Annotated in this window: 13 protein-coding genes; 3 read left to right on the forward strand and 10 right to left on the reverse strand. The window is 64.8% G+C overall.

Annotation, left to right across the window (positions count from 1 at the left end; genetic code table 11):
* From V7E26_RS25230 to V7E26_RS25265, 8 genes are all read right to left on the reverse strand, one after another.
* On the reverse strand, window positions 1-371 hold a 371-nt coding region (locus V7E26_RS25230; RefSeq protein ID WP_324421606.1), incomplete at its 3' end, for an ATP-binding cassette domain-containing protein.
* Window positions 368-1213 (reverse strand): phosphate ABC transporter permease PstA, encoded by an 846-nt coding sequence (gene pstA / locus V7E26_RS25235; RefSeq protein WP_324421608.1) that lies wholly within the window; start codon window positions 1211-1213, stop codon window positions 368-370. The genes V7E26_RS25230 and pstA, both read right to left, overlap by 4 nt.
* Before the next feature lies 1 nt (window position 1214).
* A complete protein-coding gene (pstC, locus tag V7E26_RS25240; protein WP_442893476.1) occupies window positions 1215-2204 on the reverse strand; it encodes a phosphate ABC transporter permease subunit PstC in 990 nt (329 codons plus the stop codon).
* A gap of 157 nt (window positions 2205-2361) precedes the next feature.
* Complete coding sequence (gene pstS, locus V7E26_RS25245; RefSeq protein ID WP_324421612.1) at window positions 2362-3372, reverse strand: phosphate ABC transporter substrate-binding protein PstS; 1011 nt, start codon at window positions 3370-3372, stop codon at window positions 2362-2364.
* Between the two features lie 141 nt (window positions 3373-3513).
* Window positions 3514-4815 (reverse strand): sensor histidine kinase, encoded by a 1302-nt coding sequence (locus tag V7E26_RS25250; RefSeq protein WP_324421614.1) that lies wholly within the window; start codon window positions 4813-4815, stop codon window positions 3514-3516.
* A 44-nt stretch (window positions 4816-4859) separates the two neighbouring features.
* A complete protein-coding gene (locus V7E26_RS25255) occupies window positions 4860-5918 on the reverse strand; it encodes a lysylphosphatidylglycerol synthase domain-containing protein (RefSeq protein WP_324421616.1) in 1059 nt (352 codons plus the stop codon).
* Between the two features lie 278 nt (window positions 5919-6196).
* The gene (locus tag V7E26_RS25260) at window positions 6197-6493 is read right to left on the reverse strand and encodes a hypothetical protein (RefSeq protein WP_324421618.1); all 297 of its coding nucleotides are present in this window, start codon (window positions 6491-6493) and stop codon (window positions 6197-6199) included.
* A 2-nt stretch (window positions 6494-6495) separates the two neighbouring features.
* Complete coding sequence (locus tag V7E26_RS25265) at window positions 6496-7890, reverse strand: OmpA family protein (RefSeq protein ID WP_324421620.1); 1395 nt, start codon at window positions 7888-7890, stop codon at window positions 6496-6498.
* A gap of 169 nt (window positions 7891-8059) precedes the next feature.
* On the opposite strand from V7E26_RS25265, the gene V7E26_RS25270 reads away from it, so the two are divergent.
* From V7E26_RS25270 to V7E26_RS25280, 3 genes are all read left to right on the forward strand, one after another.
* Entirely contained in the window at window positions 8060-9118 is a 1059-nt protein-coding gene (locus tag V7E26_RS25270; RefSeq protein WP_324421622.1) for a polysaccharide deacetylase family protein, read from the forward strand.
* A gap of 122 nt (window positions 9119-9240) precedes the next feature.
* A complete protein-coding gene (locus V7E26_RS25275) occupies window positions 9241-9486 on the forward strand; it encodes a hypothetical protein (RefSeq protein ID WP_324421624.1) in 246 nt (81 codons plus the stop codon).
* 282 nt (window positions 9487-9768) lie between these two features.
* Window positions 9769-10569: an SDR family oxidoreductase gene (locus V7E26_RS25280; RefSeq protein ID WP_324421626.1), complete on the forward strand. Its 801-nt coding sequence runs from the start codon at window positions 9769-9771 to the stop codon at window positions 10567-10569.
* Window positions 10570-10659: 90 nt separating this feature from the next.
* Here V7E26_RS25280 and boxB read toward each other — a convergent pair whose 3' ends face one another.
* Window positions 10660-12096: a benzoyl-CoA 2,3-epoxidase subunit BoxB gene (boxB, locus tag V7E26_RS25285; RefSeq protein ID WP_324421630.1), complete on the reverse strand. Its 1437-nt coding sequence runs from the start codon at window positions 12094-12096 to the stop codon at window positions 10660-10662.
* 144 nt (window positions 12097-12240) lie between these two features.
* Window positions 12241-13394: benzoyl-CoA-dihydrodiol lyase (locus tag V7E26_RS25290; RefSeq protein ID WP_324421628.1), on the reverse strand; the 1154-nt coding region annotated here is incomplete at its 5' end.

Raw genomic sequence — 13394 nt, forward strand, 5'->3', positions numbered from 1 at the left:
TCGTAGATCGTCATCGGGAACGGCGTCGGCTTCTGGAACACCATGCCGACGCGGGCGCGCAGCAGATTGAGGTCGAGATTGGGATCGAGGATGTTGGTCTGGTCGAGCAGCAACTGCCCGGTGGCGCGCTGGCCGGGATAAAGATCATACATCCGGTTGAAGATGCGCAGCAGCGTGGACTTGCCGCAGCCGGACGGGCCGATGAAGGCGGTGACGCGGTTGGTGCCGAGCGTCAGGTTGATGTTCTTCAGCGCGTGGTGCTCGCCATAGTAGAAGTTGAGCCCGCGCACCGTCACCTTCGGCGCGGCTTCCGGCAGCGGCACCTGCATGGTGCTGCCTGGGGTACTCACGGATACGGAGAGTTCGTTCATTTGGATGTCCTCTCGGCGCCGAGGATGCGCGCGCCAACATTCAGGGCCAATACGGCAAGCGTGATCAGCAGGGCACCGGCCCAGGCCAGTTGCTTCCAGTAGGCATAGGGGCTCTGCACGAAGTTGTTGATGGTGACCGGCAGGTTCGCCATCGTCTTGGTGAGGTCGAGGCTGAAGAACTGGTTCGACAGCGCGGTGAACAGCAGCGGCGCGGTTTCGCCGGCGACGCGGGCGGTGGCGAGCAGCACGCCGGTGATCAGGCCGGCGCGCGCGGCGCGGTAGGCGATGCGCCGGATCACCAGCGAGCGCGGCATGCCGAGCGCAGACGCCGCCTCACGCAAGGGATTGGGCACCAAACCCAGCATGTCCTCGGTGGTGCGCACCACCACGGGGATCACGATCACGGCGAGTGCCAGGCAGCCGGCAATGGCGGAGAAGCCGCGCATCGGCACCACGATCGCGCCATAGATGAACAGGCCGATGATGATCGAGGGCGCGGAGAGCAGGATGTCGTTGATGAAGCGGATGACGGGCGCGAGCTTGTCGTGCTTGCCGTATTCGGCCAGGTAGGTGCCGGCAAACAGGCCGAGCGGCCCGCCGACGCCGACCCCGATCACGGTCATCATGATCGAGCCGATGATGGCGTTGCGCAGCCCGCCTTCGGTCGATCCGGGCGGCGGCGTGTCCTGGGTGAAGACGGCGAGATTGATCCCGGAAAGGCCGTTGTAGAACAGCGTGAACAGGATCAGCGCCAGCCAGGTGACGCCGAACGCGGCGGCGCCCAGGCACAGGAACTTGACGACGATGTTCTTGCGGCGGCGGGAAGCGTAGATCGCGTTCATGTCAGTTGCCCGCCTTCTTTTCCAGATGCATCAGCATCAGCCGCGCGGCAGCCAGAACGAAGAACGTCAGAATGAACAGCAGCAGGCCGAGCAGGATCAGGCCGGATTGGTGCAGGCCGTCGCTCTCGGCGAATTCGGAGGCGATCGCCGCCGAGATCGTGGTGCCCGGCGCGAAGATCGAGGACTGGATCTTGAACGAGTTGCCGATGATGAAGGTCACCGCCATGGTCTCGCCGAGCGCGCGGCCGAGCGCCAGCATGACGCCGCCGATCACGCCGACGCGGGTATAGGGGATGACGACGTTGCGAACGACTTCCCAGGTGGTGCAGCCGACGCCGTAGGCCGCCTCCTTCAGGACCGGCGGCACCGTCTTGAACACGTCGACCGAGATCGAGGTGATGAAGGGCAGCACCATGATGGCGAGGATCAGCGAGGCGTTGAACAGGCTGAGATAGGACGGGGGCCCGCCGAAGATCGCGCCCAGCACCGGCACGCCGTCGAACAGGTTGATCATGAAGGGCTGGAAGGTGTTGGCCAGGAACGGGCCGAGCACAAAGAAGCCCCACATGCCGTAGATGATCGAGGGAATCCCGGCGAGCAGCTCGATCGCAAGGCCGATCGGGCGGCGCAGCCAAAGCGGACAGATTTCAGTGAGGAACACCGCAATGCCGAGGCCGACCGGGATCGCAATCATCATCGCGATGACTGAGGTGACCAGCGTGCCGTAGATCGGCCCGAGCGCGCCCAGCACCGGCGGATCGGCCGACGGCGCCCAGCGCTGCGTCGTGAGAAATGCAAGGCCGTATTCGCGCAACGCCGGCCAGGCGCCGACGATCAGCGAGAGGATGATGCCGCCGAGGATGAGCAGGACCGAGATCGCGCAGAGGCGCGTGATCCAGTAGAAGGCGACGTCGCCGAACTTGAACGCGCTGAGGGCCCGCGCGCGATCGTAAGGTCCGGCAGCGTCCATTACGTCGCTTTCAACCGCCATTTCTGCCACGCCCAATCCCCTTTACTATAGCCCAATGACCCGGACTTCGGTGCACGGCTTTTTCGGCTCGCGCATTGTTCTTGCCCTCTCGTCCCGAGAGGGGTGCTCAACCCGGGATGACCCGGGTTGAGCAATCGCATTTGCAAGCAGCAGCCGATCAGCTCTTGATCTCGGCCGTCCAGGTCTTCTCGATCAGCTTGACGACCGCATCGGGCATCGGGATGTAGTCGAGCTCTTCGGCCATCTTGTCGCCCTTCTCGAACGACCACTTGAAGAACTTGATGGCTTCCTGCGAGGCTTTCTTGTCGGTCGCATCCTTGTGCATCAGGATGAAGGTCGCCGCGGTGATCGGCCACGACGCGTCGCCGGGCTGGTCGGTGAGGATCACGTAGTAGCCGGGCGCCTTGGCCCAGTCGGCGTTGGAGGCGGCCGCCTGGAACGCCTCAATGGTCGGCTGCACGGTCTTGCCGGCCTTGTTGGTCATCGCCGCAAAGGTCAGCTTGTTCTGCTTGGCGTAGGCATATTCGACGTAACCGATCGCGTTCTTGGTCTGGCCGACATTGCCGGCAACGCCTTCATTGCCCTTGGCGCCGACGCCGGTCGGCCATTCGACCGCGGTGCCGGAGCCGACCTTGGCTTTCCATTCAGCGTTCGACTTCGAGAGGTAGTCGGTGAAGTTGAAGGTGGTGCCGGAGCCGTCGGAGCGGCGGACCACGGTGATCGCGTCAGCGGGCAGCTTCAGCTTCGGATTGAGCTTGGCGATCGCGGCATCGTCCCACTTCTTGATCTTGCCGAGATAGATGTCGCCGAGCACCTCGCCCGACAGCACCAGTTCACCCGGCTTGATGCCCTCGAGGTTCACTACCGGCACGATCGCGCCCATCACCATCGGCCACTGCACCAGGCCGTCCTTTTCGAGCTGCTCGTGCTTGAGCGGGGCGTCGGTGGCGCCGAAGGTCACGGTCTTGGCCTGGATCTGCTTGATGCCGGCGCCGGAGCCGATCGACTGGTAGTTCAGGCCGTTGCCGGTCTCCTTCTTGTAGGCGTCGGCCCACTTCGAATAGATCGGGAACGGGAAGGTCGCGCCTGCGCCGGTGATGTCGGCCGCAAAGGCTGACGTCGACGCGACGACCAGGCCGGCGGCGACGATTGTCCTGATGAAATTCATTGATTGTCTCCATCTTGGTGAACGAAGCGCCCGGTGCGCCCGATCGCGCTCACCCCGCCCGTGTAGGGACGGTCGATAGAGCTTTTACGAAGGTTGAATGACAGTTGGATGACACCAACAAGCAACTGAAATTGCTTGCATTTACGCCGAAATCGGCGATTTCGCCTGGGGAAAACAGGCGGTAAAGGTCGCCCCGTTGCGCGGCACGCTTTCGATCAAAAGCCGGCCGCGATGGCGGTTAAGAATATGTTTCACAAGGGATAAACCGAGCCCGGTTCCGCCCTGCTGGCGGCTGTCGCCGACGTCGACCCGGTAGAAGCGTTCGGTCAGCCGCGGCAGGTGCTCCGGTGCGATGCCGGGGCCGAAATCGCGGACCATGACGCGGATTTCCGGCGCGCCGTCGGCGCTTGCGGCCTCCTTCAGGGAAACGATCACCCGCCCGCCGGACGCGCCATATTTGAGCGCATTCTCGATCAGGTTTTCGAACAGCCGCAACAACTCCTCGCGATCGCCCGGGATGGTCACCGGTGCGGTCGGCAGGTCGATCTCGATCTCGACCTGGCGCTCCCTGGCCAGCGGCTCCAGCCCGTCGGCGACCTGGCGGATGATCGGCACGATATCGACCGAGGATTCGGGTCGGACATGCGCCGACAATTCGACCCGCGACAGCGACAGCAGATCGTCGATCAGCCGCGCCATCCGCGTCGCCTGCGCATGCATGATCGAGAGAAATCGCTCGCGCGCCTTGGCGTCCTCCTTGGCCGGCCCTTGCAGGGTATCGATGAAGCCGGACAAGGCGGCGAGCGGCGTGCGCAATTCATGGCTGGCATTGGCGACGAAATCGGCGCGCATCTCCTCGACCCGCCGCAGCGGCGTCTGGTCGTGGAAGGTCAGCAGCATGCATTTCTCGGTGCCGCCGAACAGCGTCGGCATCGGCACCGGCGTGACCACCAGTTCCATCCAGCGGTCGACCAGCCCCTGGTCGAGATAGCTCGCCCGGCGCGATTCGGAGGTCGCGATGGCCTCGCGCAGCGCGGTGACGATCTCGGGCGAGCGCAGCGCGAACTGCGCGAGTTCGTTCTTGCGCAGCGCGGGCGCGAGCTGGGCGGCGGCCGCATTGAGGTGAATGACGCGCCCGGCGCGGTCGAGCAGCACCGCGGGATCCGGTATGCCGGCGACGACGGCGCTGACGGCGGCGGCCTCGACGGGACGGACCGAACCGACTTCCTCGCGGGAACTGACGGCGTCGTGCAGCCGCCACGGCACCAGCGCGGCCGCCGCGATGCAGATGAAAGCGGCGACCCCGCGCGCCGGCGACAGGTCGGCCAGCAGCACCAGCGCGCACAGCGCAAAAGCGGCCGCCAGCAGGATGATGGCCGAATGCCTGAGCCGGTCCGGCCACGGGCCGAAGAAGGAAGACGAATGGGAATCTTCAATCGCCATGGCGCAGGCTTTCATCCGCTACTGGTGAGGCGCCCGCCGCATCGTCAGGTGCCCGTTTCCTTGCGCTCGCGTACATAGACGGCGGCCTCGTGCCTCGGCCCGGGGTCGGCGGCGGCCGCCAGATGGCGCAAGCGCTTCGATCGGGCGCCGATGATAATCTCCCGAAGCGTCAGCAAGATTACAGAAATGACAAACGGCCCGATATAATAGAGGACCCGGAACAGCAGCATGCCGGCGAGCAGTTCCTCGCGGTCCATCTGCCAGAGGCCGACCAGCATGGCGGCATCGAACACGCCGAGCCCGCCCGGCGAATGGCTGGCGAACCCCAGAAGCGTCGCCGAAACGAAGATCACGGCGACCACGACGAAGCCGATCTGCGGCTCGTCCGGCACCAGCATGTACATCGCCAGCGCGCAGAAGCCGAGATCGACGATGCCGATGGCGATCTGCAGCAGCGTCAGCGGCCCGCCCGGCAGCGTCACCGTCCATGGCCCACGGCCGACGCGGCGCGGCTGGGCCGAGACCCAGAACACATATCCGATCAGTCCGATGATGATGCCGAACGCCGCGATACGGTTGAGCCAGGGCGGGAGCTGGTCGATCGAGGCGGCGGCCTCCGGATGGTAGGCGATCCCGAGACCAAGCACCGCGGCATTGCCGAGCCAGAAGGTCAGGCCGGCGAGAAAGCAGATCTTGGCGACATCGATCGCATTCAGCCCCCAGGCCGAATAGATCCGGTAGCGAACCGCGCCGCCGGTGAAGACGCTGGCGCCGACATTGTGCCCGATCGAATAGGAGGTGAAGGCGGCCAGCGCGTTGATGCGATAGGGCACATGGCGCTGGCCGATGGCGCGGACCGCGAACCAGTCATAGAAGGTGAGCGTGAAATACCCCGCAGCGACGAACAGGGCGGCCAGCACGACCTGTCTCGGCTCGGTGCTCTTGATGGCGTCGATCACCTCGTTGGTGTCGATGCCGCGAAGCATGTGATAGAGCACGTAGCACGCAACGGCGATCACCGTGATGCTGATCAAGACCCCGAGCTTGTGCAGGACCTGCTTCTGGCGCAGAAACGAGATCGCCCTGCGTATTGCTTCCAGCATCTAGACCTCGAATTGCGTTTCTGCGACGACGGCCACGGCATGAACCCCGCCGCTGACGATACGCTCCCTTGCCTCTCCAGTAGCGCGTTTTGAGCCGCAGTGGAATTCGCCTGACGACGATAAAACGCGCTGCTTCAAGATATTAGAGGCAACTGATACTGGCGGCAGTACTGTTTTTTTGCATTCCCGGCGTCCTCCGCCGGTTCCGGACCATAGAAGCGGGCGGTCAACAACCCGTGACAATGACGACGGTACGGCTACCCGGCGCATGATCCCGCTCAGGCCGGCGGCGCGCTGCGTGAGACCACCCAGCCGCGCAACAACGCCCCGACCGCGCAGCCGCAAAGATAGAGTGCGAACATGAGCAACCCGAGATCGAGCCAGTAGCCGAAACGGCCGGGCACGACGCGCGCCAGGGCTGCGGCAATCAATCCCGCGACCAGGGCCGAAAGCCACCAGCGCAGCTTCCACGAGACCCCGTCGCCGCGCTGAACCACCGATATCCAGCCCATGCCGAAGCCCAGCAATACCGACGCCAGCAGCCAGCCCCAGTAGAATGCGGTCAGATGCGCCATGCTCACTTCACCACGAAATCGATGCGACGGTTCTGCGCCTTGCCCTGGTCGGTATCATTGCCTGCAATCGGCTGCGTCGCACCATAGCCGGCCGCGCTGAAGCGGCTCTCCGGCAAGCCGGCCTTGACCAGATAGTCGGCGACCGCCTGCGCGCGCTTCTCCGACAATGCCTGGTTGGCCGCCTCATCGCCGTCGCTGTCGGTATGCCCTGAAATCTCGATATTGGCGGTCGGACAGCGCAGCGCAGTCTCGATCAGTCGATCGAGCAGGCCGGCGGAATCAGCGACGATGTCGGACTTGCCGGATTCGAAACGAATCCGGGCCTTGCCGAGCAGTTCGGTGAACAATTGCTGGCAGACCGTCGCGTCCACCGGCGCCGCGGCCGGCTTGACCGAAATTTCCGGCTTGAACTGCCAGCCCTGCGGAAAGTCCTTGCCGAGGCCGGCGCGGATCTGCCCCGCCGCGGCATCATAGAGCGCGTCGCCGGACAGCTTGACCTCCCGGTCGGTAACCACGAGCGTGCCGGTCGACAGCCGGGACAGCGCGCCGAGCGCGGGCACCACCACGGCAGCGAAGCGCTGTGGCGCACCGATGCTCTCCTTCAGATTGTCGACGACCTTCTCATTGAAGAACTTGCGTCCGGCAGCCGCCACCAGCGCCTCATGGACCTCCTTGTCCGGCACGTTGCCGGTCAGTGTCAGCGTCACCGCGACCGGGTCCTTATAGGCCTGGAAAATGTAGGGCGGCGCCTTGACGTCGTTGGCCGCGACCGTAAATCCCTCGGGCAGGTTTTTCAGCGCGGCAGCGATGGCCTCGCGGCCGCCCAGTTCGCGCGCCATGCCGGACAGGCTGACGCCGGTATCCGACAGCGTGATCTTGCCTTCCTTCAGCTTGCCTATCTGATCGAGCAGCAGCAGCGCGGCATGATCGAAACGCGGTGGCGCCCCGCGCGCCAGATTCATCCGGTCGACCACCTCGACGCCGCCGAGATTGGCCTTGGCCGCTTCCATCAACCGGCCCTTGATCGCCGGCAAGGGCGAACTGCCCGACAGGGTCACCCGGACGACGTCGCGTTCCGCCGACCAGACGAACGGCTTGGCCTCGGGAACGAGCCGGGTTTCATCGTCAACCAGGCGTACGCCCGGAACGGCCTCGACCGAGGTCACCGCACTCTGCCGGCCGCCTTCCGAGAACGCATCCGCCGCCAGCGTCACGTCGCGGCCGGCGACCGAAATCCGCCTTTTGTCGAGGACGCTGTCCTTGAGGGCCGCCGCCGAGCGCTGCGCCAGGTCGGCTTCCAGCGGCTCAGTGCTCGTCCAGGCCGCGAAAGCCCAAAAGATGACCAATGGAATGACGCCCGGCCACCATTTGCTACTCCACCTGAAAAGTCCGTGCATCCGAGTTCCCGCAGGGTCCGAAACGGAGAGAAAACAAACCCTTGCGGGACTGTCAAACACGAAATGTCGCAGCGGCCGGAGCGCTCCGGAACGGGTCAGGCTAACTGTTTGTTCAGCGGTGTTTCGTTAATTTCGACCCCGTAAATAACCGGGCAGCCCCGACATCCCGATGAAACTGCTTCGCAACACCGTCATTCGCGCCGGACTGGAAGCGCTGTACTTCTCTGGCGCGCATTACCTGCTGCGACCAATCTTCGCAGGTGTCGGCGTCATCTTCATGCTGCACCACGTCCGTCCGCGCCGCGACGGCGAGTTTCAGCCGAACCACCATCTCGAGGTCGAGCCGGAGTTCCTGCGGGCCATGCTGGCGCACCTGCGCGCGCTCGACATCGACATCATCACCATGGACGAGGCGCATCAGCGGCTGCAGGCGCGCGATTTCACGCGGCGCTTCGCCTGCTTCACCCTCGACGACGGCTATCGCGACAACCGCGATTTCGCGCTCCCCGTGATGCGCGAGTTTGACGCGCCGCTTGCCGTCTACGTGACGAGTGATTTCGCCGAAGGCACCGGACGGTTGTGGTGGGTCGCGCTGGAGCGGGCGATCGCCGGGGCCAACTCGATCGAAGTCCCGATCGGCGGCACCAGGGTTCGGCTCGACACCTCGACCCCGGAAGCCAAGCAGGCCACCTTCGACCGCTTGCATGACTGGTTGCGCCAGATGCCGACCGAGCACGACCTGCAGCGCGAAATCTCCGCGCTGTGCACGCGGCACGAGGTGGACGAAGCTTCGATCGCCCGCGAGTTCTGCCTGTCCTGGGACGAATTGAAGGCATTCGCCGGCGACCCGCTGGTGACGATCGGCGCGCACACGATCACGCATTGCAACCTGGCGCGCCAGAGCGAAGCGGCCGCCTTGCGCGAACTGACCGAGAGCCGGACGCGGATCGAAGCCGCGCTGCAGCGTCCGGTGCTGCACCTCGCCTATCCCTATGGCGACCGGATCGCGGCGGGGCGGCGCGAATTCGCGCTGGCGAAGGTGGCGGGGTTCAAGACGGCGGTGACGACGCGGCCCGGCATGATCTTCCCGGAAAGCGCCGACCACCTGACCGCGCTGCAACGCGTTTCCCTCAACGGCAACTACCAGGATGCCCGCATCATCCCGGTCCTGACTTCCGGCGCCGCCACCGCGATGTGGAACGGCTTCCGCCGCATCGACGCGGCCTAGGATCTTTCGACGGCGCGGTCGTTACCTCGCTTCTCCACTCGCGGGAAGAGGCGGGCCTGACATTTGTTATGGCGCCCATTTTTCCTCCTGCCATCATCGAATGTTAAGATTGGCGGGGGACGATGCAGGATTATCGATCCCATTTGGAGAAGCTGCGCAGAGACGCGGCCGAATGCGCGCTTGCCGGGGACCTGGACAAGGCGAAGCGCGAAATGTTCGACCGGTTGGCGCGGCACCTGGAGCAACCAGCCGACGAGGTCGCGCGCCATGAATTCTCGAAAGACCGGCTAAAGGCAGCGGTGCGAGTATGCGGGCAAAAGCGCTACTCGTTCTGCTTGGGGCCACGGCGTTGGGGTCTTATTATCTAGGCCTCCACAGCCACCCCACCCGTGATGCGCCGGTCGCGGCGGTCACGCAGCCGCCGCTGCCGGTGGCCCGGCCGGTTGTCTTCACCGGCTCCGCGACTGTGGTGGCCGCGACCTCGAGCGCCACCCACAATCCGGCCCCTACCATAAAAAGCCGCCCCGAGACGGCCGCGGCCGCGCACCTTCCGAGAAGAATCGGGATGCAAAAGCGGCGACAGGAGCAGCTTCCTTGACTCATCGCCCTCCCCCGCCCAAAACCGGCGGCAAGACAAGGGAGGAACAAGGATGTTCAAGGATCTGTTTTCGCTCAACGGGCGCATCGCGCTGGTCACGGGCGGCTCGCGCGGCATCGGCAAGATGATCGCGGCCGGCTTTCTCGCGCAGGGCGCGGCAAAGGTCTACATCACCGCGCGCAAGGCCGGTCCCTGCGAGGCGACCGCGAAGGAACTTACCGCCGCCTATGGCGGCGAATGCATCGCGCTGCCGATCGACATCTCGACGGTGGCGGGCTGCGAGCAGCTCGCGGCTGAGATCATCAAGCTGGAGCCGAAGCTCGACATCCTCGTCAACAATGCCGGCGCGGCGTGGGGCGCCGAGTTCGACGAATTCCCGGAGAGCGGCTGGGACAAGGTCATGGACCTCAACGTCAAGTCGCTGTTCTTCCTGACCAAGGCGCTGGCGAAGCCGCTGCGCGCGGCGGCGAGCCACGAACGGCCCGCCAAGGTGATCAACATCGCCTCCGTCGACGGCATCTTCGTCAACCCCGGCGAGACCTATTCCTATGCCGCGAGCAAGGCCGCCGTGATCCATCTGACGCGGCGCATGGCCACCAAGCTGATCAAGGACCACATCAACGTCACCGCGATTGCGCCCGGCGCGTTCAAGTCGGACATGAACCGGGCCGCGCGCGACCACTCGGACGAAGTCGCCAGGCGCATTCCGTCGCAGCGCATCGGAACCGACGAGGACATGGCGGGGATTGCGATCTACCTCGCCTCGCGCGCCGGCGACTACGTCGTCGGCAACACCATCGCGGTCGACGGCGGCGTGGTGTACGCGAACGCGGGGCTGGAGATCGCGGGGTGAGGCGGCGCGAATAGCGAGCAGCGAATGGCGAATGGAGGCTTCTTCTCCATTCGCCACTCACCATTCGCTACTCGCCATTCCCCTATTCCCTCACGTCTCGATCTTCACATACTCGAAATCGCCGGGCTTGTTGTCGATGCCGACTTTCGGCGGCGAGATCCAGGGGGCGTAGGCGCCGATCTCCGTTACCGGCTTCATCAGCGAGGCGATGAAGTCGCCGTCGTCGGTCGACGGCAGCCATTCGCTCCTGCGCTGGTTCCAGGTGGCGTCGTCGATCAGCACGCCGTCGGGCGTGGCGTGGATATCCTTGAACTCGCCGATCTGGCGGTGGAAGGCGACGTTCGGCAGCGTCAGCTTGAACTGGTAGCCGGCGGTCGAAATCACCTTGTTCCACCGCAGCATGCCCTTGACGCAGTCCTGCGTGTAGTCGTCGCGCAGCCGCATGTTGAGCGCGGTCAGCGCCGGCTCGTCGACCCGCTTGATCACGCCGTCGACCAGCTTGAGCACCGGATAGGTGGCGTGCTTGAGCTGATGGTCGTCGTCGATCTGCGTCTCCTTGTAGCGGCCCTTGATGCCGGAATTGAAGGCGTTGGCGGCGTTGGTCGAAACCTCTGAGCCGAACAGATCAAGCGACAGCGAATAATGCAGGTTCAGCTTCTTCTGGATGGTCGGCAGGTCGATCACGCCGAGTGCGCGCACCCTGGCGATATCGGTCGGATCGGTGATGCCGGCTTCCCGCATCGCCTCGCAGGTGCGCTGCACGACGCGGCTGATGCCGGTCTCGCCGACGAACATGTGATGCGCCTCTTCGGTCAGCATGAAGCGGCAGGTGCGCGACAGCGGATCGAAACCGGACTGCGCCAGCGAATGCAGCTGCATCTTGCCGTCGCGGTCGGTGAAATAGGTGAACATGAAGAACGACAGCCAGTCCGGCGTCGCCTCGTTGAAGGCCCCGAGCATGCGCGGGCTGTCCGCATCGCCGGAGCGGCGGCGCAGCAGATCATCCGCCTCCTCGCGGCCGTCGCGGCCGAAATATTTCTGCAGGAGATACACCATCGCCCAGAGATGGCGGCCTTCCTCGACATTGACCTGGAACAGGTTGCGCAGGTCATACAGCGAGGGCGCGGTCTTGCCGAGGTGGCGCTGCTGCTCGACGGAAGCCGGCTCGGTGTCGCCCTGGATCACGATCAGGCGGCGCAGCATGGCGCGGTATTCGCCGGGGACTTCCTGCCAGGCCGGCTTGCCGTAATGCTCGCCGAAGGGAATGACGCGGTTTTCCTCCTGGGGAGCAAGGAGAATGCCCCAGCGGTATTCCGGCATCTTGACGTAATCGAACTTGGCCCAGCCGCGCGGATCGACCGAATAGGCGGTGCGCAGGTACACCAGCGACTGCTGGAAGCCTTCCGGCCCCATGTCGCCCCACCAGTCCATGTAGCCGGGATGCCAGCCCTCCAGCGCCTTGAGCACCTGGCGGTCCTCGCTGAGATTCACGTTGTTGGGAATTTTTGTGCTGTAGTCGACGTTCATGAAATTCATGGCGTGCTCCTTGCTCGCTCTCGTGTTCCGGACGCGGTGCGACGCGAAGCGGTGCGACGCAGAGCCGGGACCTGTTGATGGGTCCCGGTTCTGCAATGCGTCACTTGCGTGCCGCAGTGCGCCCGGGACACGAAATCAAACCCTCGTCATATCGAACTGCGCCTTCTGGCCGGTGCCGTAACGGCGCAGCGCGCCGTCTTCGCCGACCGCGTTGGGGCGCTGGAAGATCCAGTTCTGCCACGCCGTGAGGCGCGAGAAGATTTTCGATTCCATGGTCTCCGGGCCGACAAAGCGCAGATTGGCTTCCATGCCGGTGAGGCCGTCGGGCGAGAAGGACGTGCGCTCCTCCAGGAACACCCGCACCTCGTCGTCCCAATCGATGTCGTCGAGCGCGAAGGTGACGAGGCCGAGTTCTTCGGCCTCTTCCGCATCGAGCGTGGTGCCGATGGTGGCTTCGGCGCGCTCCAGATCGGTGGGATCGGCCTGGAAGCGCGACTGCAGCCGCGTCAGGCCGTGGCTCATCGGATAGGGACCGAAATTCATCGCGGTCAACTGGATCGCCGGCGGCGGCCGGTTGTCGCCCTGCCGCGAGCCGATCAGCATGTAGGAGCGGTCGGCGGCGAACACGAGTTCGGCCAGCGTGCCGGCAAAGCAGGAGCCGGGCTCGACCAGCGTCACCAGCGTGCGCGAGGTGACGTCGATGCGCTTGAGCACGCGCTTCCAGTAATGCCTGATCTCGTTGACCAGCCAGTGCGCCTTGTTGGCTTCGAGGAAGGCGTCGCAGGCGACGATGCCGGCGGGGTCGCCATGCGACTTGAACACCAGCATCGCGATCCCGAGCTCGTTGATGCGCAGATGCAGGATCGCATCGTCAAGCTCGCGTGCGACCTGCAGTGGCCAGAACGCGGCGCCTTGGGCGATCAGGCTGTCGATATCGGCCGGCGGGCCCTGCTCCGGCGCCTTGATCGAAATGGTCGCGATGCGCGCGGCGCGATCGATATCGACATTGACAAAACCGTAGCGGATGCCGGCATCGTCGATGGTGCGGTCGAGCGGGGTGAGCGCAATGCCCTTGCCGCTGCCATTGCGCCTGGAATCGGATGCGAAGGCTTTGGCGCGTTCGGCGACCTTGGCCTCCAGCTTGCTGTTCGGCGCGATCTCGTCGACCAGCCGCCAGGCGACGGCGCGCTTGCCCTTGATGCCTTCCTCGATGGTGCAGAAGAAATCCGCGTGATCGCGGCGCACCTTGCGCTTGTCGACGACGCGCGTCAGGCCGCCGGTGCCCGGCA

This window comes from Bradyrhizobium sp. (assembly GCF_036735945.1).
In the GTDB taxonomy this organism is placed as follows: domain Bacteria; phylum Pseudomonadota; class Alphaproteobacteria; order Rhizobiales; family Xanthobacteraceae; genus Bradyrhizobium.